General features: G+C 42.8%; 26 protein-coding genes and 1 tRNA gene. 13 read left to right on the top strand and 14 right to left on the bottom strand.

Going from position 1 to position 26,576, the window contains the following annotated elements:
* Positions 1–435: 435 nt before the first annotated feature.
* Positions 436–1,320, top strand: coding sequence for a hypothetical protein (locus tag B5X60_RS08330; RefSeq protein WP_139377402.1), 885 nt, complete (start codon positions 436–438; stop codon positions 1,318–1,320).
* Positions 1,321–1,409: 89 nt separating this feature from the next.
* Here B5X60_RS08330 and B5X60_RS08335 read toward each other — a convergent pair whose 3' ends face one another.
* Positions 1,410–2,918, bottom strand: a complete 1,509-nt coding sequence (locus B5X60_RS08335; protein ID WP_079702123.1) for a sulfatase family protein — start codon at positions 2,916–2,918, stop codon at positions 1,410–1,412.
* Positions 2,919–3,148: 230 nt separating this feature from the next.
* On the opposite strand from B5X60_RS08335, the gene B5X60_RS08340 reads away from it, so the two are divergent.
* From B5X60_RS08340 to B5X60_RS08355, 5 genes are all read left to right on the top strand, one after another.
* Positions 3,149–3,952, top strand: coding sequence for a DUF3667 domain-containing protein (locus tag B5X60_RS08340; RefSeq protein WP_079702124.1), 804 nt, complete (start codon positions 3,149–3,151; stop codon positions 3,950–3,952).
* A 360-nt stretch (positions 3,953–4,312) separates the two neighbouring features.
* A complete protein-coding gene (locus B5X60_RS08345; protein ID WP_079702125.1) occupies positions 4,313–4,585 on the top strand; it encodes a hypothetical protein in 273 nt (90 codons plus the stop codon).
* Between the two features lie 398 nt (positions 4,586–4,983).
* Positions 4,984–5,121 (top strand): hypothetical protein, encoded by a 138-nt coding sequence (locus B5X60_RS18260; RefSeq protein WP_170878408.1) that lies wholly within the window; start codon positions 4,984–4,986, stop codon positions 5,119–5,121.
* A gap of 12 nt (positions 5,122–5,133) precedes the next feature.
* Complete coding sequence (locus B5X60_RS08350; RefSeq protein ID WP_079702126.1) at positions 5,134–5,460, top strand: sigma factor; 327 nt, start codon at positions 5,134–5,136, stop codon at positions 5,458–5,460.
* Between the two features lie 18 nt (positions 5,461–5,478).
* A complete protein-coding gene (locus B5X60_RS08355) occupies positions 5,479–5,730 on the top strand; it encodes an RNA polymerase sigma factor (protein WP_079702127.1) in 252 nt (83 codons plus the stop codon).
* A gap of 5 nt (positions 5,731–5,735) precedes the next feature.
* On the opposite strand, the gene B5X60_RS08360 is transcribed toward B5X60_RS08355, so the two are convergent.
* The 6 genes from B5X60_RS08360 to B5X60_RS08385 form a co-directional block, all read right to left on the bottom strand.
* Positions 5,736–6,920, bottom strand: a complete 1,185-nt coding sequence (locus B5X60_RS08360; protein ID WP_245803484.1) for a GAF domain-containing sensor histidine kinase — start codon at positions 6,918–6,920, stop codon at positions 5,736–5,738.
* Positions 6,921–7,152: 232 nt separating this feature from the next.
* Entirely contained in the window at positions 7,153–8,289 is a 1,137-nt protein-coding gene (locus tag B5X60_RS08365) for a glycosyltransferase (protein ID WP_170878409.1), read from the bottom strand.
* Between the two features lie 116 nt (positions 8,290–8,405).
* A complete protein-coding gene (locus B5X60_RS08370; RefSeq protein WP_079702129.1) occupies positions 8,406–9,515 on the bottom strand; it encodes a TlpA family protein disulfide reductase in 1,110 nt (369 codons plus the stop codon).
* A 69-nt stretch (positions 9,516–9,584) separates the two neighbouring features.
* Positions 9,585–11,258: a M56 family metallopeptidase gene (locus tag B5X60_RS08375; RefSeq protein WP_079702130.1), complete on the bottom strand. Its 1,674-nt coding sequence runs from the start codon at positions 11,256–11,258 to the stop codon at positions 9,585–9,587.
* A 3-nt stretch (positions 11,259–11,261) separates the two neighbouring features.
* Positions 11,262–11,651 carry a BlaI/MecI/CopY family transcriptional regulator gene (locus tag B5X60_RS08380; protein ID WP_245803485.1) on the bottom strand — a complete coding sequence of 130 codons (390 nt, stop codon included), beginning with the start codon at positions 11,649–11,651 and terminating at the stop codon, positions 11,262–11,264.
* 492 nt (positions 11,652–12,143) lie between these two features.
* Positions 12,144–12,353: a hypothetical protein gene (locus B5X60_RS08385; protein ID WP_079702131.1), complete on the bottom strand. Its 210-nt coding sequence runs from the start codon at positions 12,351–12,353 to the stop codon at positions 12,144–12,146.
* A 207-nt stretch (positions 12,354–12,560) separates the two neighbouring features.
* Between B5X60_RS08385 and B5X60_RS08390 the strand changes: the two genes are divergently transcribed.
* Positions 12,561–12,893 carry a YegP family protein gene (locus B5X60_RS08390; protein WP_079702132.1) on the top strand — a complete coding sequence of 111 codons (333 nt, stop codon included), beginning with the start codon at positions 12,561–12,563 and terminating at the stop codon, positions 12,891–12,893.
* A gap of 110 nt (positions 12,894–13,003) precedes the next feature.
* On the opposite strand, the gene B5X60_RS08395 is transcribed toward B5X60_RS08390, so the two are convergent.
* Positions 13,004–14,110 carry a glycoside hydrolase family 18 protein gene (locus B5X60_RS08395; RefSeq protein WP_079702133.1) on the bottom strand — a complete coding sequence of 369 codons (1,107 nt, stop codon included), beginning with the start codon at positions 14,108–14,110 and terminating at the stop codon, positions 13,004–13,006.
* Positions 14,111–14,497: 387 nt separating this feature from the next.
* On the opposite strand from B5X60_RS08395, the gene B5X60_RS08400 reads away from it, so the two are divergent.
* The 3 genes from B5X60_RS08400 (at position 14,498) to B5X60_RS08410 (ending at position 17,445) form a co-directional block, all read left to right on the top strand.
* Positions 14,498–15,148, top strand: coding sequence for a glucosaminidase domain-containing protein (locus tag B5X60_RS08400; RefSeq protein WP_079702134.1), 651 nt, complete (start codon positions 14,498–14,500; stop codon positions 15,146–15,148).
* A gap of 84 nt (positions 15,149–15,232) precedes the next feature.
* Complete coding sequence (locus B5X60_RS08405; protein WP_079702135.1) at positions 15,233–15,640, top strand: response regulator; 408 nt, start codon at positions 15,233–15,235, stop codon at positions 15,638–15,640.
* A 227-nt stretch (positions 15,641–15,867) separates the two neighbouring features.
* A complete protein-coding gene (locus tag B5X60_RS08410) occupies positions 15,868–17,445 on the top strand; it encodes an aminotransferase class V-fold PLP-dependent enzyme (RefSeq protein ID WP_079702136.1) in 1,578 nt (525 codons plus the stop codon).
* Between the two features lie 42 nt (positions 17,446–17,487).
* Here the strand turns inward: B5X60_RS08410 and B5X60_RS08415 are convergent, their stop codons facing one another.
* From B5X60_RS08415 to B5X60_RS08425, 3 genes are all read right to left on the bottom strand, one after another.
* Complete coding sequence (locus B5X60_RS08415; RefSeq protein ID WP_079702137.1) at positions 17,488–18,177, bottom strand: PAS domain-containing protein; 690 nt, start codon at positions 18,175–18,177, stop codon at positions 17,488–17,490.
* Between the two features lie 115 nt (positions 18,178–18,292).
* Entirely contained in the window at positions 18,293–18,655 is a 363-nt protein-coding gene (locus tag B5X60_RS08420) for a DUF4180 domain-containing protein (protein ID WP_079702138.1), read from the bottom strand.
* Between the two features lie 270 nt (positions 18,656–18,925).
* Positions 18,926–18,998 (bottom strand) — tRNA-Phe (locus tag B5X60_RS08425).
* A gap of 555 nt (positions 18,999–19,553) precedes the next feature.
* On the opposite strand from B5X60_RS08425, the gene B5X60_RS08430 reads away from it, so the two are divergent.
* Both B5X60_RS08430 and B5X60_RS08435 read left to right on the top strand, forming a co-directional pair.
* A complete protein-coding gene (locus B5X60_RS08430; protein ID WP_079702139.1) occupies positions 19,554–20,855 on the top strand; it encodes a (Fe-S)-binding protein in 1,302 nt (433 codons plus the stop codon).
* A gap of 257 nt (positions 20,856–21,112) precedes the next feature.
* A complete protein-coding gene (locus B5X60_RS08435; protein WP_079702140.1) occupies positions 21,113–21,910 on the top strand; it encodes a (Fe-S)-binding protein in 798 nt (265 codons plus the stop codon).
* Positions 21,911–21,981: 71 nt separating this feature from the next.
* On the opposite strand, the gene B5X60_RS08440 is transcribed toward B5X60_RS08435, so the two are convergent.
* The 3 genes from B5X60_RS08440 to B5X60_RS08450 form a co-directional block, all read right to left on the bottom strand.
* Positions 21,982–22,641, bottom strand: coding sequence for a hypothetical protein (locus tag B5X60_RS08440; RefSeq protein WP_139377403.1), 660 nt, complete (start codon positions 22,639–22,641; stop codon positions 21,982–21,984).
* 136 nt (positions 22,642–22,777) lie between these two features.
* Complete coding sequence (locus tag B5X60_RS08445) at positions 22,778–23,539, bottom strand: DUF3575 domain-containing protein (protein WP_079702142.1); 762 nt, start codon at positions 23,537–23,539, stop codon at positions 22,778–22,780.
* A gap of 121 nt (positions 23,540–23,660) precedes the next feature.
* Positions 23,661–24,155, bottom strand: coding sequence for a hypothetical protein (locus B5X60_RS08450; RefSeq protein WP_079702143.1), 495 nt, complete (start codon positions 24,153–24,155; stop codon positions 23,661–23,663).
* Between the two features lie 304 nt (positions 24,156–24,459).
* On the opposite strand from B5X60_RS08450, the gene B5X60_RS08455 reads away from it, so the two are divergent.
* Positions 24,460–26,571 carry a TonB-dependent receptor plug domain-containing protein gene (locus B5X60_RS08455; protein WP_079702144.1) on the top strand — a complete coding sequence of 704 codons (2,112 nt, stop codon included), beginning with the start codon at positions 24,460–24,462 and terminating at the stop codon, positions 26,569–26,571.
* Positions 26,572–26,576: the final 5 nt, after the last annotated feature.

Consider the following 26,576-nt stretch of genomic DNA (forward strand, 5'->3'; position numbering starts at 1 on the left):
ACAATAAACAACCAATCATGTAAATCTAACAACGATTAATGTGAAATGCTTTCTGCCGAATGGCCGGGCGGACAAATTTAGCTTGTATAAAGGATAGCATCTTAATCAATGATATACCCAAATCACCTTTTTTCACAATAATGCCTATTAATGTCCCTATTGTTCCACTCTGTGAAGCTTTAAATTGAGAGGATTTGTAACAGAAGTATTGCAGATTTAATTAAAATTTTCAAAAACCCCCCGACTTGGGTGATAGTAGCGCTGGAAGCACAGCGGTATCTTTGATGATATTTTTTATTAATGTAACAGGGATATTCGAATCTCTCGTCCTTAGCTCTATAAATGGTGATTTGTGTCGATAGTATAGGATATCCGTATAAGTAATTTTGCCCCATACCAGTCCCTATGAGCTCATTGACTTCAAATTTAAATGTTATGCAGTTAAACCATAATCAGGAAAATTCGATCAGACCCATTACCCGCAATACTTACAAGGTCCTTAAACTCCATACTAAGGAATCCTCTGATAATCTGAACGAATTTTACACGTCAAGCGATTATCACTCAAGACTGTCGGCAATAAAAAATCTGGCAATGCTGTCGGGCGGGCTTGTCCCTTCATACATCATGCTGGATGCGATGAAGGACCCCTGCTCTATGATCAGGGAATTTGCCGTGGAGAATTTTGATTACAAAAAGGTGACTGCAGAAATTGAGATGGAGTTGGCTCGTTTAGCGAAAGAAGATGAAAAGGTTCAAATGCGGATGTTAGCATTGGAAAAACTCTCTGAGATAGACACTCAGGCTCACTACGACTTGTTCTTTAATTCGTCCCTCTTGAAAAATGCGAAGGAGGCAGCAGCTGGTTTAAAGGCGCTTGCAAAACTGGATATAGAAAAGGCGTACAAAGTTGCTAAATTCAGGGCTGAAACATCTAAAAGTGACCTCGATATAGCTATAACAGAAGTATTTGCACAGGTTGGCGATATAAAGGACCTCCCCTATTGCAAAAGATACTGCGGCGAGCGCCAGAACTTCTACAAGACCCGCTATATTCCTTCTTATCTCAGGATGCTCATTAAGGTAGGAAATGCCCGCGTTTTCAAACATCACCTGGACTTCATGGCAGACGACGTGAAATTCTCTGAAAAGGAGACGCTGCTGCCCATTTTTATTACCCAACTGCAAGCATTAGCGCGGGATTTGAATAAGGGGGACTTCGATTTAGCTATGCTGAAGCGAGAGCTTTTGCCTTTTGTCAATGACCTTATTGATCAGCTTCTGGAGAACAAGGAAAGAGTCCCAGAGATTTTGAAATAATGTTCGAAAAAATGAGCTGCCTCCGCCCTTTCTGACGTACCGGCCGAAACAATAGGAAAAAGGTATACTCCGTGGTTACGTCCTTACAATCAGTAGGTATCCTTATACAAATGATCTATCCTTGGCTGATCCTTTAATGGCCGCAGGGGAATCTGCAAGCCACCAGTCTTTTCCAGCCAGTCAAATATTTCCTTTCTAAACCCGAGCGCGAGTTGAGCATGCTCCGGTTTCCTGATAAGGTTATTCATCTCGTATGGATCGGCTTTCAGGTCATATAATTCATTTATCTCCCAGTTACCATAGTTGAATATGTATTTATATCGGTCTGAACGAACGGCAAACATTGATGGGGTTTGAGGATAGGCATATTCCCAGTAGTACTCATAAAAGGCCCGATCGCGCCAGGGTATACTCTGCTTTTTAAGCAATGGTAAAAATGAACTGCCCTGGAAATTGCCAGGCTTAGGCACTCTGGCTATGTCTAAAATGGTTGGGGCTATGTCAACATTTTGAACAACCTGGTCAACCTTAGTCCCAGGTTCAATAAAGGACGGAGCGTAAACCAGTAGCGGTACCCGCATAGATTCCTCGTAAGCGTGGCGCTTATCTATTAAGCCATGTTCTCCAAAACTGAAACCATTGTCTCCCATATAGAAAACCACGGTGTTTTGAAGCAGGTTATTCTTTTTGAGATAATCTATCACACGCCCGACGCTCTCGTCAACTCCCATCAGCGTTTCGAGATAATCCCGGTAGAAAGGAAGAAATTTCGGCGTACCATAATACATCTTATCAACACCGTGATAAGAATCGCGCTGGTTACGGACCCATTTGGGAATATCGTTGTGATTTACCGGATAGCCTCCCTGGATCTTGGGATTGCTTTTTTCTTTCCAGAGGTCTATGTAGTCGGAGCTATCAGTAGCCGTATTAAACATGGAGGGTGGTGCATTAAATGTCAGATTTTCATACATTCCCTTGTGGCGTTTGGCAGGAACAAAATCAAGGTGCACCCCTTTGTGAGAAAGATAAACGAAGAACGGTTTGTCGCGCTTCCTTTTGGTCATGAATTCCAATGCATAATCAGTTAGCAGGTCACTAACATACGAACTGTCTTTATACGAAACCGCCTTCCCGTTAACCGATAAGGTTGGATTATAATACACCCCCTGCCCCCGGAAGCTGACCCACTGGTCAAAGCCCCGCTGTTTTTCGGCACCATCACTGCCCATGTGCCATTTGCCAAAAAAGCCTGTTTGGTAACCTTGCTGCTGCATATACTCCGGGAAAAAACGTAAATTATCTGGAACCGGCGATTGATTATCAACCACGGTATGAGCGTGAGGGTACAGTCCTGTTAGTATGGTAGCCCGCGAAGGCGAACACAAAGCTGTTGCAACAAACGCGTTCTTTATATGTGCGCCATTTGCGGCAAGCATGTCCATATTTGGGGTTTTGAGACCTTTAAACTTATCCATAAATCCCATGGCATCATATCTATGATCGTCTGCCAAAATGAAGACGACATTGTATCGCTGTTGAGCGAATAGATCGCATGTCAAAAAAGAAATTAGAAGTAAAATGAAGATTTTTTTCATCTCAAAATATTTAGGTACAATTTAGTAAATCTTAGAAAAACCCTAAAAGCCATCAGCAAAATGGGCTTGAAAAAATTTTACTTATCCAGATTTCCTTTGTATAATTTGAAATAAAAAAAGTTATTTCGGCACACTTGACATTTTCATTTGCCATATCTTAGCAGTTAGGCTGTTAGCCCGTATCCATACCGTCGGTCTATTTTATATGACTGAAATGAATTACTATTAACATGACAACCTGCAAAAATTGCCACTCTGAATTTACCGGAAAATACTGCCCAAACTGTTCTCAAAGTGCCAGCGTACATCGCCTGACCTTGGGAAACATTGTACATGAAGTAATTCACAACGTTACCCACTTTGACAGTGGTGCATTGCTTCTACTCAGGAAGCTCTTATATGTGCCGGGGCGGGTAGCATATGAATATATTTCGGGGATGCGAAAACGCTATTTCAATCCCTTTACACTGCTCATTATACTGATTGCCCTGATGGTGTATGTCAGCAATAAGACAAATATCTATGGGCATTTCACCCAACGGGTTAAAGAAATAACTACCGGCTATATTAAATCGAGCAGTACTGCTTCCAGGGCCGATAAAAATAAGGCCGATGCTGAGATTAGAACAGTGGAAAAGAAGATGGATGAGGCAGAGACCAGTACGAAAAAAGCTATGGATCACTCGAAGCTCATAAATTTCCTGTTTTTACCAGTAATTTCCCTATTGACCTGGAGGTTCTTCAGGAAGCAAAAATTCAATTATGCGGAAAATTTGGTTCTCGAGGTTTTTGTGACCTGTGGTTATACCACCATCTTTTTAATATTCATTATACCCCTCTACCTGCTAATACCTTCACAAGTGGTCCCAATAATGTATGGTTATATCCTGATCAATATAATTTATTCTATTGTTGCATACAGGCAGTTTTTCCAGGAACCGAAGTGGCGAACCATATTTAAGGGAATTTTAGTACAGATCATTTATTTCACCATCATATCGATGATTAGCCCGGTACTCACACGATATTTATGATTTATCGTGCTTTTGTTTTGATGAGCATCACACCGTAAATAAATGATTGATAACTCCAAATCCCAATCCCCATGGTTTTCGTTTACTAATCATTTCGCCTACTGTTCCAATTGAATGTCTACTTCGAATTGGTTGTTGAAGATGTTTAATTTGTCTCTCAGAATTGTGTTTTATTTAGTCCGCCAGTAAAAAAGTAATAGGTACCCGGTCCATTCATAATTACTTTATAAAGAGAGTGCGGCTCTGTGACCAACAATACAAATATGATTACCGGTAAAATCCCTGGCACTTCTCGCCTTTCCCGCATTTTATAATTATTAGCACAGCTTTTGCAGATAGATTTTTAACTGTAAAAAAGCTATGATCAAGAAAGTAGTAGGTATCAATCTCCTTGTATTTACAGCTTATGGCCTGCTCATTAATTTAAGTTCATCAATTGCCGACAAGGGATTTAATATTGCCGTTGGAATGGGCGTGTGCATTGCTATTCAGGTGCTCCTGAATGTGATAGCGGGCATCTTCTTTTTTTTGATTGGAAAAGCGGAAGCTGGCAAATCCTTCCTGGTCAGTGCGGCGATCCTTGTACCAGTAGGATTTTGTACCTGGCTGATCCTGCTGAGTATTTTCGGATAATCAGGTAATTGCTTCAGCTTCGTTCGTACCTCTTTTTTAGCCATTCGACAACCTCCGCATCAATTTCGTCGCTTCCTGTCAGATTGATCTTATGTGAACACATGGCACCCGGAGTGCTAATAGCCTCTATTTGCCCTCAGCCGGCTGGCCTTTTAGGTTCAAACCCAACTCGAAACGCGTCTTTGTAGCTGGTTGTAGTATAGCAAATTGAATAAAGAAAACAAGACCCATTGTGTTTAACAATATTCAAAGTTTAAAATAGAAATGTTGCCCTGTCTGATAAACACAATCCTTTTCGAATGTACTAAGCAGCAGACAAAGCAGGTTAATTTCAGGGGTTTTGGCTTTAAAGAAGCCCGGCATGGTTTTGAAGTATCTATTGTATAAATAAACCGCATATGAAACCGACCAAAACCACCGCCGAGAAATTACTGATAAGCTTCGACAAGCAATTATTCAAACTGTTGAAAAGTGATTTAAATATTTTGAAATCGCTAAATACAGCGACACGCCCATCACGTAAGTTTGCTGCATAAAGAAGCCAGAAAATGATTCCTTTATTTGCACCAAAGCCTGACATACAAAGAGGTATTAACCTGAACCAGGACCGCGAATTCGAAAATGAGCTTGTTGGTGCTTTGCGAAAGCGTGATGTTCATGCTATGGAATTGCTGCAGCAAACCTACTCTGCGGCACTGTATGGGATAATCCGGCGTATTGTGCAGGATGATTTCGGGGCTGAAAAAGTTTTACAGCTTAGCCTGGAACGAACCTGGGAAACTATCGAGCAATATGACCCCGCAAAATTGCACTTATTCACCTGGATGGTTTCCATTGCGCGGATGGTTGCCTCCACCGAATTAGAGGATCAGTAAATACAGGAAGAGCAACATATGCATAAAGATAAGCCGGGAACAGTAAGCCTGCGGGTTGTTCATGCGGCCGGAGTGACACATGACAAGAATGGAGAACGGAAACTGGCCGATTCCATAGAGCCTAAATACAGGATGATGCTCAACCTCATCTATTTTCAAGGTTTCAGTGTTGAAGAAATTTCTACCCGGTTTTCTTTGCCGGTTGCGGAAGTGAAGCTGCGGTTAGCGTTAGCTGTACGACAACTCCGGGCTGGATGCCGCCCAGAATAGCGATATTACTTTAAAGGCATATGAAAAGAGAAGGTAGTCTCCTCATCAGTAGAGGTGACTGTTAATTTACCTCCATGCGCTTTTGCAATCTCGGAAGCGATAAATAATCCTAATCCTAAACCTTCTTTTCCATGCTGCACCTTACCCCTCGAAAAAGGGTGAAATAGTAAGGGCATCGAAGAATCAGAAATTTTTTCGCCAGCATTGGAAACGTCCAGGGTAAAGTAATCGGGACACGAATATGCCCTGGCTATCACCGGATGCCCCGGCTTACCGTAACTCAAGGCATTCGCCAGCAGGTTAGAAAAAAGCTGGGAAATTCGCTTACTGTCCATGGTTACCGGGTGACTGACATCGAACCTTGCTTCGATGGTCGACTCCGGCCAGATGCTTTGCAGTTCCGAAATAATCTGATGAAGGAAAACGTGCGCCTGTTGCTCCTCGCTGAGCTTTAATTGAATTCCCTCGCCCAGCCTTCCCCGTGCGAAATCAAGTAGATTTTCCACCAGTCCGCTCATACGGAAAGAACTATCGGCTATGATGTTTGCAAGCCGCAGCGATTTCTCATCCCCATTGAGCCGCATCAAAAGCTGCGCACTGTTTGCGATTGCACCAATGGGATTTTTTAGATCGTGGCCCAAAATGGCAATAAATTGTTCACGGAGTTCAGCGATATAATGCTCTTCTTTCAGTCTTTGCTCCGACTGCTCGAGCTGTTCGAGTGCATCCAGATGAAAGGAAATTAGTTCCGAATACATCCTGAACATATTAATTACATCCGGATTATTCACTTTTGCCGGCTGTGGGTCTATTGCGCAAAGGGTGCCGAAAAAACTTCCATCTCTCCGGATGATTGGGATAGAGATATAGCTTTGAAAGCCATACATGGCAGGCGTATGATGACTACAAAAGTGTTCATCCTCTGCAACATGATCAATGAACACCCCATTGCCGCTTTGCCTGATCTCATCACAGATCGTTGTTTCGAGTTTCAATTCGCCGCCGGGTTTGAGTCCGAAGCCGATCTCATCCCGCACGCTGCAAGCTACCCAATATGAATCGCTTACCCTCGCCACGGCTGCAAAGCCCATGTTAGTGGTACGGCAAATCATTTCCAGGATGGTAGGGACAACAGATATTTTATCAATCCGGGTGATATCCTGTTGAATATCGGATGGTAGGGAGTTCAAATTTCGCGGTATTTATATACTAAAATAATCAAACTCGATTTAAATCGAAAAACACCCTGCGTCTTGTTTGCTCTAACGCGCAGACCTCAATAATACAAAAAATGGGTAATATACTGGAGCAGAGTCATTATCTAATTCATAAACTATTCTTAAAGGTTGTAAGTAATTTCATGTCGAGTTATCAATGCAAACAAAATTCGCACAGAATTTGTCGGATCACCTACGATCACAGTTAATCGTTCTTGCGCAGATCATCAAGTGAAAAAAAAGTTCCCCGCCAGTGGATACCATTTTTTTGCAAGGTGAGAAATGTCGATTTGAATATGATATACGACATCAGCATACCGGCAAATGGAATCATAAGGAAATCCCACCAGCGCCTTCTGCCAGGGATTACCAGGAAGAGAAGGCATTGGATCGCCAGTAGGCATAATGCCAGGAGCACATTTACTGAGGAACCGGATAGTAGACCGGCGGGAACGGGAAGCGAAAAAAAGAAGATCACCGCCGTGCCGCCCGACAAGGCCATGGTGACATTGTAGTTAGAGACCGCAAAAGTATTCTTCATCAGTCCGTCTACAAATTCACGAATACCCGGATACCATTCCAGTTTGATCTGATCGTCACCGTATAGAACATCCTGACGGAACCGGCAGCGCTTTAGTAAGGCTCCCAACATCAGATCATCATCCGGCCGGTTTTTGATTGCCGCATGCGTTCCTGCAGTCTCATAGGCAGTTCTGCGAAGAAGGTTGAAAGCACCCACACCGATAGATGCATCTGAACGGGGGTTTTTAGCAGCCCAGGGTTGCAGACGTATACATAGCATGAGCTTAAAGGTGGCCAAAACACTGTTCAGGATCGTTGATCTGGAGTGTACATCGGGGAGGATGGTCAGGTGGTCCAGCTTATTCGTAAGGCAATACTTCATTGCCCTGTTCAGCGTACCAGGGTCGAACACCACATCTGCGTCAGTAAAAAGCAGCCATTCTTCTTTTCGGTTTGTTGATCCCTTAAAAAGCGCATGATTTTTACCAAGCCAAAGGTGAGGAAGCGTTTCGACTTCCTGTATTTCCAAATGGGGATATTGGGCTGTAAGCTGTTTTAGGATTTCCGCAGTGCCGTCGGTTGATCTGTCGTTTACAACAATGACCTGATAATTGCTGTAATTTAATTCACAGACGCTCTTTAATGCCTGCCCGACATTTTCCTCTTCATTTCTCACCGCAATAATTATCGCAACAGCAGGTGACTCAGCTGAAAGCTCCTGAGATCGAAGAAATTGGATTTTACGCAGATTTACACCGAGATATATTGCGATTCCTAACCAAAGAATCAGACAGACCAGCAGGTAATAAAATAGCAGCAAATTTATAGGGGTTATTTAAATCCAAAAGTCATCATTTTTTGGGTATATACGAAGGGCGAAGCCTGTGCCCCGCCCTGTTAAATTACCATTTTAAAAAGCTGCCTGAACGCTGCTTGTCACATTAATTTTCGTATTGCTTCCTCCAATTTATCTGTATACCCATAACTCATGAAAGCTATAACACCCTTTTTGTCGATAAGAATATAGTAAGGGATTCCATTCACGAAATAATCTTTTTCAATAGCCTGGCTACCAATCAGGGAAGGAAATTCGACTTTTCTTTTTTGGAGGAATAGCTTAGAAGATTCAACCTGTCGAACATCGTTTACAATTCCATATACTTCCAATCCCTTGTCGCGATACATTTTATACAGACTATCCACCTTTGGCATAGAGCCAATACATGGACTGCACCACACTTCCCAGAAATCCAGCAGGACAACTTTTCCTTCGAGGGCCTTTAGGTTAACCGACTTGTTGTCAAAAGAAGTTAGTTCGAAAAGTGGCGCAGGTTTAAGTAAAAGAGGTGATGGTGCATATGCGGAGGCAGCCGCTGGTAAATAGTCGCCGGGAAAACGCTGAGCGCTGAAATCATATGCATATAAAGGATCGTTAATGTGGATATCTGATATGATATACGTGAGATCCTGCACTTTACCCAGAGTTTCCTGGTGATTTTTTATTCCAACAGGCAGCATCAGAATTTTATCAATAGTCAGTTTTTTATATCTCTTTGCCAGATCCAGCTCTTTTTTATCAGGAAAATGCATTGTCAGATAATAGTTCTTAGAATCTTCTGTCACATCATATGCGGTGACGGTTGTGGTATCAAGCCTGATAAGGTCGGTATAGATCATTTGTCCCCCGGGCTGACCCAGTGAGGGTGCAAACATAACCGGGCTTTTAGTAAGCTGATAGGTTTTGTTACCATGGTTCACATCCAACACTGACTTGCCGTCGTAAACCGTTTCCCTGTTAACACCATCTCGGCGCCCCCAGTAAGAAAATCCAAAAACTTTATCTGCCGCGTTGACCTGGATTTTAGCCTGGCCACTGACCGTGCGGTTATCGCCCGTGACAAGCGTGTCCTGCCTGTTTAGCCGGTATGAGATTGTTTTTAAATTTCTCTGGGCCTTAAAGACCTTATCCAATAGTTCAGTTGGGATTTGTGCCGACAATGACTGCTGAAAAAAAATCAAAGCAGTGGCTAGAAGGATAGTTTTCATATACTTTTTAGTTTAAATAAAATATTTGTTTTTGATTTTCTCTATACGGGACTTGCCATTAAGCCTATGTTATGGCACCCCGGTGGTATGTGCTTTCAGGATTGCATTTTGTTTAAGGAATTCAGTAACGTCGTAACTGCGCGCGGTACTTCGTATATTCTTTGTTGAATCAGGTTTTACAGATCCGGGCTTGTGAGCCTTGTTGAACCCGGTAAGGGTTTTAGCTGTTGTAAGACGCGGATTTCCTAAAATGCCGGTCACCGAATGGGTTGAATTTTGGGACGTATTACCAGTGCTATCTATTTTAATTATCGGCTTACCTCCTTCAAGCTTATCCAGCAAAGTGCCATTACCGTCGAGGATGTTGCCATCTTTGTCGATGGTGTATCCGGAAAGGGTTTGTGAATAATAGATTATTTTGGGATCTGCTGAGATTAGCTTACCAGATTTATCCAGCCAGATTACACTTCTTTCCGGATAAAAAGCAGAGTTATAATTATCTGTAGATGCAGCTGCAATTGTAAGATTGGAAGATTTCTGTCCTGCATTTTCGTTGCTTGCGTTTTGAGAGATCGAAGCATTGGTGTCAGGTGTCAATACTCGACTGAGGCGGGCAGAAATATGCTTTGTATCATAAGGCTTTTTGTTAACGCTCAGCAATACGGTTGGCCCAATTTTGAGCATATCACTTTTAGTCTGCGGTAAAACCGGGGTCGAATTTTTCGACACGTTATCAATACGCAGATCATTTTCCGCTGGCGACCAGGCCAGGGATAGAATACTGGAGAGCACCGCTAAGATTGCAAATAATTGAAACTTAAGATTCAGGCGGCGGGGCTGCCCATTTGTTATCCTTTTAATTCTATTTAACAAAGAATAGCTTTTCCCTGTTATTGCCATGCTTAATAACTGATCCTGCTTTTTAACCTTTTCAAGCTCTAACAGCGTTAGAGCATAATCAAGAGGATGCCCTGTTAATTCCAAGACAAGGTCATCGCAGGCATTCTCCCTTTCGGTATCAATCGATCTTCCGGCTAACCAAACAAAGGGGTTAAAGAACAAAATTGTTTCAATACTTACTACCAGCATATTGACCACGTAATCATTTCTGCGAATGTGTGCTAACTCATGGATAATAATTGCTTCGAGCTGTTGGGGAGTAAATTGGCTCAAGACGGAAGCTGGCAGCAATATCATCGGCTTAAGATATCCAACCACCGTAGGCACGTAAACTTTTGCGGATTGGACGAAAATTATTACCCGGCTTATGCCCATGCCCAGGGCTAGCGTACGGAACCTGGCAGTCAGTTCGTCGGAAACTGCACTTATCCCCTTATTTTTAATTTGGTTTACTTTGTGATACCCCGCCAAAAGAATAGCAACCTGTGTAATTAAGCCCAGGGTATATACTAAAGCAATCAGGGGGAAAATTTGTTCCGTTTCAGTAAACACAGAAGAGCTCAAATTCCAGACAACATCCGGATAGTCAGTGGATGTTACCGTCGGCTCTCCCGCCATCCCAACACCCATTCCCGAATTAAATTGAACGTAAAAGGTTTGAATAAACCAGAGCAGCATACCACACATCCCAATAAATGAAAGATTATGCTTTAATCTTGGTTTTAAGTTGGGATTAAGTATTAATATAGAATGCAGAAGTAAAAAGATCAATGCTCCTTGCCACAATGAATGGATAATACTCCAGCCGGTAGCCTTAACCAATGTCGCATAAAAATTTGCCATCGCTTATTTTCTTAATTGTGTGAGGTATTTCTGAATCGCATCAATTTCCTCGTCGCTCGCCGTATGATTCCCCAGGGCTTGCATAACAAGCCTTGCCGCAGATCCATTATAAACAGTATCTATCATTTTGCCTAGAATCTGCTGCTGCACTTCTTCTTTACCTGCCTCAGCTTTGTAAATATGGATCTTGGACGACGCATCTCGGCTCAGCAATCCCTTTTCGTGCATGACCTGCATCTGTTTCAGAGTTGTTGTATATCCAGTCTCCTTATTTTGCTCCAGGATTTCATGTACTTCACGAACAGTGCATTTTTCTTTATCCCACAGGATCTGGAGAATTTCCAGCTCTGTTTCACTTGGCTTATAGTTCTTGATACTCATAATAGGCTCCATGTACGATTTAAATCGTATTTAAAATCTAATGTACGATTTAAATCGTACATTCAAATTTTTTTTGATTTTTTTATTATAACTTGAAGTTCAAGGTCAAGCGCCAGGCATTGAATCGATATTTTTATCCTCAGCCCACAGGAATGAAGCTTTATTTACTTTATATAAACTTAATGAAGGAAGCTGTAGAAATAACGACCCGTTGAGAGGTTTAAATTTCTCAAACTGAGATTTGAAAAAATTGGCATACCGCCTTTCCTGCTTACAAAAGCAATTTAAGGATCTGGTATAAGGATTGAATAGATTTATATGCCCTCCAAAAGGGCATGTTTTTCATAGGTAGATGTAGGGTCGGGTATTTATACCCGGCCCTTTTTTATGACCTATTAAATCAGTAATTGGGATTACTTATCGACCTAAAATGATCAGATTACTAAGGGCTTGCAAAGATCGAATGAAAAGGTTTATCCACCGATATTTGCATGAAATGCCGATTTAAATTTCAGTATGTCTGATAAAGTTTTGCTGTACTAAGCCTCCTAAATATCCCAGCACCACCCCGCTCACCGCCGCCGCAATCATAACTACTCCAGGTGCGAGTTCATCTTCTGGTGTTAAACGATCCAGAAAGACCAGTTTAAAGAATAATAAAAATCCGGCGAAGCCGATGAGAAAACCGATGATCTTACCTGCTTTATTTTTCATATTGTTTGGTAATAAAAAAGTACTTTGATATACAAAGTAAGCATAAATACTACACATCCAAATTATTTTTTCCGATTTTAAATAAAATGGCGCCAGGACTCCGGAGGCTGTACATACTTATTCTGGCGATAAAAACAATAGTCGAAATGACCGTATGTAATTGATTATAATTTTTTAGATTTAGTATAACTAACTAAACATAAACTCATGGGCACATTTGTAATCAAAAAACGGAATAATGGGGAGTTTCAGTTCGACCTGAAAGCAGGAAACGGACAGACCATCCTAACAAGTGAAGGTTACACCACAAAATCGGGGTGTGAGAATGGGATTGAATCAGTAAGGACGAATTCTCAGGATGAATCCAGGTTCGAAAGAAAGATTTCGGCAAATATGAAATACTATTTCAGCCTTAAAGCTTCAAACGGACAAATTATTGGCACCAGTGAAATGTATGAAAGTTCATCATCCCGAGACAAGGGAGTTGATTCTGTACAGAGTAATGCGAAAGGTGCAAAAGTGGATGATCAGACTGTATAAGATGCCATACACCATGCTCCCTGGCCATACAGGTCCTAAACAAAGGCCGGGGTGCATTTAATGTCTGACACTCAAACCGTACCTGACGGCAAGTAAAAAACGACGTACGTTTATTTTAGTGAATCGTAGGTCATTTTAACGGTATTAATCTCGTTTAAAAGCCCGTTTCTATAAATATCACCCCCCAGCTGCCAGAACATAATACCGCCAAGCTTATGGTCGATCACATACTTGGTTTTGTCGGCAATTGAGCGCTTGTCGTCATACACAAATAACTGCTTTAGCTGCGGATTGTAGATATACGGTGCGTGAGCTACGTCATCCCAAAGGTATTGCCAGCCTGCCGACTTTGGCATTTGGGCTGCAATTTGTTTATAGTTAACGGTCCCTTTCTGGGTACCCGTTTGATAAGGACCTCCTTCAATGCCAGGCACCTCAAACAATTTCCCATAAAAGGCACCACCGACCACTATTTTTTTGGCCGGTACACCAATCTTTAAAAGTGTTTTAACAATGGTATCAGCAGACCTGGGTTGTTTTTCCGTGGAGTAAAGAGCCGTATGATGGGTCGCCCGGGTGCCACCTGCAAGATCATAACTCATCAGATTCACATAATCTACTTTCTTCATCACCTTCTTCCATTCGATCGCGTCATCAATGAAACGCTGCGAACCACCTGCTGCAAAGCTCAGCTGATATTTCTTCCCAAGTTTTCGGAGCTCTTTGACCAGCAGGGTAAAATTCGGCTTGTCCTCCGGTGTAAATTTATGTCCTTCAGGGCCCTGTACACCCGGGTATTCCCAGTCGAGATCCAGACCATCTACCTGAAAATAATCATAAAGCTCCTTTATTGACCGGGTGAATTCCTTCCTTCCAATTTCGGTTGCGAATACATCGGAACAGGTGGGACAGCCGCCCCAACCTCCAAGAGAAAGCAGCACCTTCAAATCCGGATTCTGTGCTTTCATTGAAACCATTTTTCGAATGGTCAATGTATCCTGCGCTCGTCTCAGTTTAAATTTATTGCCTTCCAGCCTGCCAAAGCAAAAAATGATATCAGTCATCTGATTTGCATCAACGCTATCGAGGCCGGCCGCTGAGCCCGAATAATACGATAATACCTTAATGTTGTTTTTCGGGATCTGGCTGAATGCAGTATGTGTCAGTAAAGAAAGCGCTACAAGAGCACTAGATTTTGCGAATTTTATTGTTAGCATAAGACCAGGATTACAGGGATAATATCTTCATTTAAATATATTCATTTGAAAGAAATTAATGCTTTCCTGTTGAAAATGTTGCAATCCTTTTAAGCCTGCCTGACACCTCGTAACTGTAAAGGTCCAATTTTATAGCTTCAGAAGACTCGTAGTAGCAGCTGAAGTTTTAATGGCAATTTCATGACAATTTTAACTGATTTTTCCGGGGAAATACCAACGAAAAAAGTGCGTTTAAAGCGCACTGAGGCACTTTTTGTTTCGCAGCTATGCCTCCCGCATAAGAACCCGTAAAAGGGTCAAAAAAGGCGTACTAAACCAAAATAAGCTCCGTTTAAGATGTATACATTTATTATTAACGGCACGTTTGGTGCACCTAAATAAAAATTTATGATAAAGAAAAAGAGTTTGAAAAGCTATTTGTTTTATGGGTTACTGATTTTCATGGGATATGGTGCTGGTCACTTTTATTTCCCAACCAAGGATACAAATCCCGCTGAAGCATATGTTGCTGTTGACACCACAGATACTGAGGAATTTTCAGCCGAAGCTTTACTAGCATATATGAAGAAACTTAAAATAAAATATCCTGAGACAGTATTGGCCCAGGCAATACTCGAGACCGGTAATTTTACTTCAGATATCTTCAAAGAAAACCACAATCTATTTGGAATGAAGGTAGCTGGAAGCAGGCCAACCTCTGCAATCGGGACGAACCGCAACCATGCTCAGTACAGGAATTGGAAAGAATCAGTAGTGGACTATGCTTTATTTCAAAGCTTTATTATTGCGAAGCTTCCCAGCAACAATAAGCAGGAGTATCGAACCTATATCCAGAAGTTCTATTCGACCACCTCAGATTATTTAGTACGTATTGACAGAGCTATAAACAGCAACGCCATTTTCGGATCAGAAAACACACAAAAAAATATGATCACTTCACAGGCAAGTATGAATCCGTTCGATATATTCAGCACCATTTCAGCCATTCCAGGTTTGGTTACTGGAGGTGGTATAGCGGCCAGCACATTAAAGCGTTAAAAACAAAAAAATAAGAATTATTAAAGGTTGCCTATTTCGGCAACCTTTTTTTGTTTAAATTTATTCTGAATTACGCCTCCTCAAATGAACAGAGTAAAACCACTTTCGGTTATCACTATTGATGATGACCCGGTAAGTCAGTTTATTGCCAGAAAGATTATAATGAGCTGCGAACCTGATTGCGATCCCCGGTCTTTTGTGGATCCTAAGCAGGGCCTTGAGTATTTTATTCAACATCAAAATAATGAAGAACTGCTGCCGGACATTCTGCTCCTGGACCTGAGCATGCCTGACCTGGACGGGTTCCAGGTTCTTGATGGATTAACTCAAATAAACCTGCAGAAAAAAGTACATATTTTCATGCTAACCTCTTCGATCTCTGCTGAAGATATGCAAAGAGCTAAAGGGTATGACATCGTGGACGGATTTCAGCTTAAACCATTGTCGCGAGACACGTTTAATAAGATCAAAGAGGGCGTTCTAGCTGAATAAGTCAATAAAGTCTATTAAACCCTATTCTATTCGCTTAGCGGATTGATATTCGCTGTCTTTTTTTACACTACGCGCGAACCTGACTAGGGAATATTCGAAAATATACACTCTTATTTATGGCTGTCGGATCTTGAAATGTTCGCGATCACGCGGGGCGCTTAATATTGCCTCGTTCTCCATGCAGGAAATTGCAGAAGTTCGAAAAGCCACCACTAAAAGTAGACCATATGAAACGACGCGATATTATCAAAGGTTTCACCTTGCTCCCACTGACTTCCGGAGCAATTGCAGGGACTCTAAACTCCGCATTAGGCTCAGATGAAACTCGTGCAGCGCAGCCGCAAAAGCTCACTAATAAAAGCATCTACGAACCTTTGGGCGTTCGACCGCTATTAAACGGCGGAGGGACGGTTACCGTGGTGGGCGCCAGCCGTGTACTGCCCGAAGTTCAAAAAGCAATGGATGGTGCGGTAAAAGAATATGTGCACCTTTTCGAACTAATGGATGGTGTAGGCCGCAGGCTTGCTGAACTTACAGGCGCTGAATCGGGATGTATCACTCCGGGAGCTTCAGCGGCAATAACCGCGGCAACGGCAGCTTGCATTACGGGTGGCGACCCGGATAAAATGTGGATGCTGCCTGACACCCGCGGGATGAAAGATGAAGTGATTATTCCTGCTTACTCCCGCACAGCCTATGATGCCGCTGCGAGAGCCACGGGTGCGAAAATGGTGCAGGTATCAACTGTGGAGGAACTTCGTGCAGCTGTGGGACCTAAAACGGCAATGGTGCTGGTCTTAGGCGGGGCGTTGTCACGCACCGGCCCGCTCTCAGTTTCTGTCATTGCGGGTGTCACCAAGCCAATGGGGATTCCAATTGTGGTTGACGCCGCCGCGGAGGGCCTGGAAGTTCCGAATCCGCATCTTAGTCAGGGAGCCGACCTGGTAGCCTATAGCGGCGGCAAAAAGCTGCGGGGTCCGCAATGCTCAGGTTTATTGATCGGGCGAAAAGACCTGATCCCTGCTGCGCGGATTAACACAGGTCCGCACCATGGCTTCGGAAGGGGCTATAAGGTTGGCCGCGAGGAGATCATGGGATTGATGGCGGCAGTAGAAATGTGGTTCAAACGGGATATGGAGGCAGAAGCGAAGCAGAGCGCAGCCCTGGTTCAGAACATGGCCAGCCGACTTAAAAATATACCCGGATTAATCCTTACGGCGAATGCCGCTTCACTCAGGATTAGCTGGGACATGGAAAAAATACCGCTGACAGGCTCCGATGCCGAACGTCTTCTTTACGATGGAAATCCCCGGATTGTTGTTAGTCTTTCAGGGAGCTACCTGCCCTTCCCTCCCAACCTGCAGCCCTCGATCAGCGTAAACGCATCTCAGCTCGAACCCGGGGAAGATAGGATTATAGCAGACCGAATATTTACTTTAATGTCCAATCCGCCAAAACTGGACAAGCCTTCAGGGAATCCATCGGCAGATTTAACTGGGCAATGGGATCTGCAGATCATGTTTACTGCGAGTACCGTCAGCCACACATTCGTTATTGAGCAGCAGGGAAATAAGCTGGTCGGCACGCATTATGGATCAATTGGCTCCCGCGGGCTTGAAGGAAGCATATACGGTGATGATGTTTTGATCCGGAGCTCGTATAGCGCGGGTGGGGCAAGAATAAACTATACATTTACCGGTAAAATAATTGCCGGCGAATTAATAGGAAAACTAAGCTTAAGTGAATATGGGCATGCTGAGTGGAAAGCTACACGCCATGTTTATCCCCCTTTGCTTGTGAGATAACCGTGGCAACACCAGCGAGATAAGTGAGCTTTAACTGGAATTTTATTTGCCTGGCTGCAGAATAGTATTCAGTTCAATGATCACATTATCCAGTTTAATGGCTGACTCCGAGAGATCACTTATCACACTGAGCAGTTCGTTTATCTCCAGCTCCGTTGTTTTGAGTACTTCTGCAAGACCCATGATATTTGCTACCGGTGCCCTTAGGTTGTGAGATACAATATAAGTATACTGTTCTAGATCTTCATTTCGTTTTAGCAGCTGTGCAAGAAGGTCTTCCCTTTCCTTTATAACCTTACTGATCGCCAGGTCCTTTTCTTTCTTTTCTGTTATATCATGGACGGATCCAACCATTCGAACACACACTCCATTTTCATCAAACACTGGCGTGACCGTGACCAATCCGTATTTGGTGCCTGAAGGATAAACGGAAACCTCCTCCCACGTGACTGAAGAAGCGGTGCGGATCGCGTCCCTGTAATTACCGAGTACGAGATCGATTGAAGCTGGTGGAATTACCTGGTCAAGATATTTTCCGACGACATCAGATGATTGCAGGCCAGTAGCACTCAGAAATGCCTGATTAATAGACGCAAACCTGAATTTCCCATCGTGTTCGACATCAATCATATAAATGACATCCGTGACGGTATTGTAGATCAGTTCGAGTTCCTTTTCATGCCTTATGGCCTGCTCAAATGCTGACTTAGAATTATGGGTGCCCTCCGACATATTTTAAACCTAAACCCTTTTCCTCCAGTTGATAAGGTCCGCAATTTACGACTTTGATTGTATTATTGCCGGTTAAAGTAATCTGGCCGGGGGAATAAGAACTGGGATTTTGACGTTATCGCTCGAAAAGCCTTTGCTTAGCAGCTGCGAGATCAGGCACAAAACAAACAAGGTTTCCTTTATTACTTTCAGCTATAAAATCCCGGATACTCTGTCCCGTATATTTATTGAATTCACCAACAATAGCGAGCCGCACCCGGAAGTTCGAAAATTTTTGAAGTATTTCTCCAGCGAGCTTGTTTCTAAGGTCAAAGAACGAAGGACTGATATTCTTCTCATGTAAAATGATTCGGTCAAAGTCCTGGTAATAAAGATCTACAAGCACTTGAAGTCCTTCATCGGCATTATTTACAAGAATCTGGTCGGCTATAAGCTCGGCAATACGGATTTCTCCTTGTTCATGTATTTCAATAATCATCTAATAAAGGTAGAATCTATTATCTAAAACTACTCGGCGAGAACTTCTAAAAAGGGTGACTAAATGTCGCTTTTTAGAATTCCAAAACCCATCATAATTGTGCTTATGAAACGAGTAGAATTCTAAGGGATAAACCAAAAAAAGCCCCAGATTTCTCTGAGGCTTTAAGTGATGCCAGCTGGTTCCGATAGCTATCGTAACGAACCAGCGACCAAAAATCTCAAACTGCTTTAAAACCAAAAAAAGCCTCACATCTCTGTGAAGCTTTTGTGGTGCCAGCTGGAATCGAACCAGCGACACAAGGATTTTCAGTCCTTTGCTCTACCAACTGAGCTATGGCACCAAACCATACCCGTTTTGTTCGGGACTGCAAATGTAGTGTCTTTTTTGGTTTAAGAAAATAAAATTTAAAAATAGTCGCGACAGTTGTGATTAAACAATATCATAAACCTGCGAAATAAAAAAGGACTTGCCCCTGAAGACAAATCCTTTATCATTAACCTAAACCTATATACTTATCCTCTAAACTTCCCTTTCCTACAGCTTAGCCCGCCGTTTCCCCAAATAGCGGTTTATAAACTTTTTGTTCCTGTCTGATCGACGCATCTCAATCTATGCATCTTTTATATTCAAAGATATGATACCTGGATGAAGACAACATGAAGAAAAACACAGGCTTATAAAAGAGACTTTGCACTGACAGAAACTGCGTTTTCTCATCCCATGCCATTGCTGGGATGGACTCATGATGCCGGACTACACAGTTATAAATTGGAAATTCAAATTTGCAATTTAAGAACCAAGCTCCTTAAACTGATTCTAAATTTCAACTATTATGCATGCATAGCAATTGCATCTGCGGGATATTTTTTACTTTAGCTTAATCAAGCTATATCATATGCTTCTACAAGTAATTTTCCTGCTGATTTCCATTGCCGCAATTACTTTTTTCACCATAAACGTGAGAAAGATTGCGCGTAATATTAATCTGGGCCGTCCGGTGGATCGTTCTGACCGACCTGGCGAACGGATGATGGTCATGCTTAAAGTGGCTTTTGGTCAGACCAAAATGGTTAAAAGGCCTATTGCAGCAGTACTGCACTTATTTGTTTATATAGGTTTCGTCATTATTAATATTGAAGTGCTCGAGATCATCATCGATGGCTTATTCGGCACGCACCGCATATTTGCTGCACCACTTGGCGGATTTTACAATGTACTTATTGCTTCATTTGAGATTTTGGCCGCACTTGTCCTTTTCGGAGTTATTGCATTTCTCGTTAGGCGCAACATCCTGAAGTTACAGCGTTTCACTGGTGTGGAGATGACCGAATGGCCAAAATCGGATGCCAATATCATTCTGATAGCGGAGGTTTTGTTAATGAGTGCATTTCTAACCATGAATGCAGCAGATTATAAACTCCAGCTAATGGGTGCAGCGCATTATACTCCGGGAGGCTCATTCCCGGTCAGCGGTCTGCTAAGTCCGCTTCTGCCCGAATCACAAGGGGCCTTGATTGTGATTGAACGAGCGTGCTGGTGGTTTCATATTGTGGGAATATTTGCATTTCTCAACTACCTACCTTATTCCAAGCATTTTCATATCCTCCTTGCTTTTCCAAATACCTATTATTCGAATTTGGAACCCAAAGGTGAATTCAACAATATGGCTGTGGTCACCAACGAAGTGAAGGCCATGCTTGATCCATCATTTGTGCCGGCTCCGGTTGAAGAAGGCGGTCGATTTGGTGCTAAGGATATAAGCGATCTCACCTGGAAGAATCTGATGGATGCTTATACCTGCACAGAATGCGGTCGCTGTACCTCTGTTTGTCCTGCAAATATCACCGGCAAGCTTTTATCTCCGCGGAAGATCATGATGGATACCCGCGACAGAGCGACTGAAGTTGGTAACAATATCGACAGACATGGCAAAGAATATAAGGATGACAAAACATTGCTGGACACCTATATCAGCCGGGAAGAGATCTGGGCATGTACGAGCTGTAATGCCTGTACAGAAGCCTGCCCGGTAAACATCGATCCACTTGCCATTATTATGGACCTCAGACGGTACGCCGTGATGGAAGAATCGCAGGCCCCGGCGAGTTTAAACAATATGTTTGGTAATGTAGAAAACAACGGTGCACCATGGAAATATTCTCCGGCAGACCGGCTTAACTGGAGGGTGGAGAGTTGACGGTTGACGGTTGACAGTTGACAGTTGACAGTTGACAGTTGACAGTTAACAGTTAACAGTTGAAGACGTACCTAACTGAAAAACGTTTAACTTGATTACCGAATACTGATTACTGAATACCGATCACTGATTACTGATTACTGATTACCGGTTACTGATTACTGATTACTGAATACCGATTACTGAATACTCATTACTGATTACTGAATACCCAATACTGAAAACTGATTACTAATAACTCATACAAAACCGGATACATGAAAGACTTAACCGTTCCCACAATGGCTGAACTAGCCGCAAAGGGCGAATCCCCTGAAATCCTGTTCTGGGTAGGGTGTGCCGGAAGCTTTGATGAACGGGCTCAGAAAATTACCCGTGATATTTGCAGGATATTGCAGCATGTAGGTATTAAATACGCCGTTCTTGGAACAGAAGAAAGCTGCACAGGCGATCCGGCTAAACGCGCTGGCAATGAGTTTCTCTTTCAGATGCAGGCCATGACCAATATACAAACCCTGGACGCCTACGAAATTAAAAAGATAGTCACCGGATGCCCGCATTGCTTCAATACGATTAAAAATGAATACCCCGGACTAGGCGGAAACTATGAAGTGATCCACCATTCGCAGCTCATACAGCAGCTCATTGACGAGGGGAAGCTAAAAGCTGAGGGTGGAGAATCTTTTAAAGGAAAAAAAATAACCTTCCATGATCCTTGTTATTTGGGCAGAGGCAATAACGTGTATGAAGCACCCCGTGCTGCGCTCGAAATACTTGATGCAGAATTGGTAGAGATGAAACGCTGCAGATCGAACGGCCTTTGCTGCGGTGCAGGAGGAGCGCAGATGTTTAAGGAACCTGAGAAGGGAGTTAAGGATATCAATATAGAACGTATTGATGAGGCCCTTTCATTGCAGCCCAATATTGTTGCCTCTTCCTGCCCTTTCTGCATGACCATGTTAAGTGACGGAGTGAAGAATTACAACAAAGAGCAGGAAGTAAAAGTGCTGGATATTGCGGAGATTACGGTTAAGGCAAATGGGCTGGATAGGTGAAAAGCCTCATAAAAAAACTCCCGATCGTCTCGAAAGAAAACCGGGAGTTTATTGTGTAATAAAGGTTTGGGTTATTTCAAACGGTTTTGAATCTCAGTAACAACGCTTTCGTATTTTCTCAAGACGCGATCCCATTCCTGAAATTTTTCATCCGATTTCGGGCTCGTGCCAGGCTCTCCGGATTGCTCACTCATTAACTTGATTTTATAGTATAGCGGGTCATTTGATCCTAATTTAACTACCATACGGGTCCTGATGGTATTTCCCTTAAAGGTTTGGACAGCCCAGGCTGTACGCAGGTAACCAGTTTCTTTGTCAGTGATCTCAATAATATCAAACTGAGAAGTGATGATCTGGTTCATAAGTCTCCAGGCATCGTTCTCTGGCTTCGACGTCCTTACATCGATATCATTGTTAGCAAAATCGATCTTCAGGGAAGCATCATAAGAATCGTCCCTTTTCAGTTCCACAAAAAGTGATTTCGGAATGCTGGCTGCATTCTTCTTATCGCAGAAGGATAAGTTTTCAGTCAGGAAGCCCGTCTTCACGACTTTAACAGTTACACACGAACCTTTGTCAATTTTGATCTCTGCCGATGAGCCAGATGGTTTGCCGTCGACGTAGATAACTGCGTCTTGTTCAGAAACATTGATCTTTAGTTTTTCGTCAGCCTTAATGGCAACTGCGATACCCAAAAACAAAACCAGGGTAAGTAGTAATTTTTTCTCCATTTTATTTTTTTTAGGGCGAACATATGGAATATAAACCACGTAGTAAATCCCCATAAGTGGGTATTTAACACATTATATTAAATCCCATTCGCCTGTTAGTCATTTATAACTTAAGTTACTAATTCGTCAGGCAGGCCTAAAACCTAACACCCAGGCATAAACCAGCTCTCAAACCAGCCCATGGACCCTTGATATCAAGTCTGGCACCGCTGGCATTTACTGTCGTGGTTGTTTCTGCAAAAGGGACTTCAATATCCTGAAGCTCGTTCCTTAGTTCCTGCTGCTCCTGCGCATTGAGGGTTTTCTTGCCGTCTATTGATCCGTTTGCACTGCCATACTGCGGTCCGAGAATCCACCAATCAAGATACATTTTGCCTCCAAGTCGCCATTGAGCACCAATTTGCAGGCCGCCGGTAAAGGTGTTGAGTTTCCCGCTTAAAGGCATCACCTGGGTAGTACCATTTACATCGAACTCGAAAGGCATATCTACATTATAGCTGCTAATGCGTGCAAACGGTCCCAGATAGAAACCCCGCATGGCTTCTGCACCTAAGTAGAATCTTACTTCCGGAGTAAAAGCCACATTGCCGATCTCCAGTTCATCTAATTGTCTGTCAGTTTCTGGATCATCAATCAGGTTTGAGAAAGTCGACTTAAGTGGTAAACCCCCTTTTGGCATAACACGAAAGCCAAGTCCTGCCGTAGTTTTGCCCCCAATTTGACGCTCATATCCAAGAGATATGTTTCGAAGCGGCAATGAAAGGAGATTCAGTTTAACGAGGTTTTTTCCATCTGATCCTGCGGATTGCCGTGATTCAGATTGAGCGCTCTGATCTTGCGCGATGCAGGTACTGGTTGCGATACCTAGCGCGAACAAAAAGAATAGTTTTTTCATCATCTGTTGTATTTTGTTTTCGATTTAGATTCGAGGCAAAATACAGAGATATTCTAAATTTAAAACTACCCTGAAGTGGGTATAAACAGGAGTAAATTCTACAAAGCTTTATTGAAATAGGAGATCAATTTTGGCCGACCAGGCGCTTTATCTCAAAAAGATTGTGCTGGATAGAAATCAACTCCTGCGGGTCGACATCCTTCATAGGAATACTTAACAATACAGACATAGAGTCGACATTTCCTGCGCGGTCATTATACGTTTGAACAATCACATCATCCTCGATGGTCTTGATGTTCAGCCGCCCCGAACCAGTAGTTCCCCAATAATTTAAATCCCTGAGCCGGGATACGTTCAAGGAATAGTATTCCTGCTTGCCATTCAGAAAGGTTTTACGATAGCGCAGAAAGCCTTCATCTGAAATGGTGATTTCACTTTTTTTTAACTTCATAGCTTCCATATCTAAACTATGAAGGGTGCTGAGCTTATGCTGGGTTTCTAACGCCAGTTTATGCAGAAGCTCATCACTTCGGAATGCGGTAAAACAAAGTGCGCCGATAACACAGCAGCAGCATTTCGTAAAAACTTTGAAAAATGGGCCTTTGTATTTTTTAATCATGGCAGGCAATTACTTCAAAAGAGAATGTTGAACACATCGTTATCGAAAATAGCAATAATTTAAATTGTTTCATATATGGTCACTTTTCATCCCGCCTAGAAAACGATTTGGCTTTTTGATAAAAACAAGGTCTTGTAAAGAACAATTCGGCCGTTTGGCGGTTGTGAAGTCAATAGCATTATGGGGGTAATGGCTGATTTAAAGTCGGGAGACGAAATACTGATAAAATACGCAATTTTAACCCTGGAAATAAAGCTGCTATTTCCCCGACCGGGAATTCAGGCGCTACCATGATCATACAAAAATGAGGTTTAAATGTTTTTCCTTGCTAGTTGCCTGTTTCGCTTGCCTGCAGGCCAGTGCCCAGGTAGATTCAATCTCAACGCTATCGGATCTGTCTTTAGAAGAATTACTTAACGTTAAAGTAATCACAGCCTCAGGCTATCTTCAAAAAACCTCTGAAGCCCCATCTACCATTCAGGTGATAAGCGCTAAACAGATTGCCGAAAGAGGATACGAAGAGCTGACGGATGCTCTGCGTGACATCCCAGGCATAGACATGATTCATCTAAACGGTTACGCACCTACCCTTATCTATTTCAGGGGAATGTACGGAGCAGAGAACTTGCGGGCATTGCTAATGATTGACGGGATAGTTGAGAATAATATTATCGGCAGCAATGACATGGCGGGGCCTGCTTATAACCTCCACAATGCCGAACGTATAGAAATCATCTGGGGGCCGGCATCTGTGCTGTATGGGGCCAATGCATACGGAGGCGTGATCAATATTATCACTAAAAAAGGCGCAGACGTTAATGGTGTAGTTGCCGAAAAGGGCTTTGGTACATTCAATGCTTCCATGGACAAAGTCAGCATGGGTGTTCGCACTACAAAATTTGACATTTCCCTATCAGGGTCTTTGTACAGCACCGATGGGCCGAGATTCTCTAACAGGGACCCAAATTATACGGCATCATATGTTGATAAGGCATATTCAATAACCGGCTCCCTGGGATATATCGCCCGTCGATCTGTAACGACTCTGGGTTTTCGGGCTTACCGCACGCCTATGGGTTGGGGAACGTTTTTCAATAGTCCGACTCAATTTCTCGGCCTGCCTTCCCAGGGATATGAAAATAAAGGGGTGCTGGGCCTTCTTACCCGAGATGTGAGAAACGAACGTTCGGGACTTGAATCTCCGTATGCACGTACGATTTTCCTGCAAAATGAATTTAAACCCACCGAGAAATTCAGCCTCCTGACACGCGCAGTATACCGCGAAACTGGTATCGGCGAGGATTCATACGTATACCTTACAGTCGACGGCAAGAAGCTCTACCGGATTATTACAGCGAGCCAATCAACCCGCGGGTTTGGTGAGGTGCTAGGAAATTATAGCCCTTCAAAAAATCATAAACTTTCGGCTGGAATTCAGTTTTTCCGGGACAACGTAGAAAAAGGCAGCCGACAAGCCACAATTGACACAAACACAGTATACCTTATCGATGGAAAGCAAGTTGTGGCCAATTTATACTCTACGTTTTTGCCCAGAAAATATGACCTGCGTAATAATATTGGGAGCTACCTGCAATACATTCATACAAGCGAATTTCTACGAAAGACTAATTTTACCTTCGGAGCACGCTATGACTATAATAGTTATTATGGCAGTAATTTCAGCCCAAGGGTAGCTATTGTCAATCAGCCAACCGATGAACTTACTGTTAAATTGCAATATGGCACAGCCTACCGTGCGCCTACCAACACCGAGATCTATCAGGCTCCACTTAACGTGAAATTAAAAGAGGAAAAAATCCGAACCTACGAGTTAAACCTGGGGTACGAAATTTCTAAAAGAGCCATGTTCCAATTGAACGGATTTCGAAACAAGCTGTCGGATGTAATAACTATTGGCAACCTCTCATCCAATCTTACAGTAAATAAAAATCCGGCAGAACTAACCATTCACGGGATAGAAGGACAAATGGACTATGTGTATTCATCGAAGCTGTCAACTTTTGTGAATTTTACTATTCAGGATGGCCGGGGAAAGAATACCCTTACCAATCAGAAAGGGCCTGTGCCTGGAATAGCAAATTTTAAAGGAAATGCCGGGTTATCATTAAATGTACAAGACCTATTCAATGTAAGTCTTACAGGTAATCTGATCGGTAAACGGCGTGCGCCGGCTACGAGTCCTTATGGCTCGGTCGACGGGTACTTTTTGACACATTTAAACTTCAGGACCAGGGCTCTTTTCAATGAGCGTGTTACGGCCAGCCTCAATATCCATAACCTGTTCAACACCGAATGGCTTGATCCGGGATTCAGAACGGCCGATGGATTCCTCTTCTCCACAGTTTTGGAGCAGCCGCGTAGAACTGGCATGCTTAAAGTCGCCGTACGCTTGTAGAATAT

The organism is Daejeonella lutea (assembly GCF_900168015.1).
Taxonomy (GTDB): Bacteria; Bacteroidota; Bacteroidia; order Sphingobacteriales; family Sphingobacteriaceae; genus Daejeonella; species Daejeonella lutea.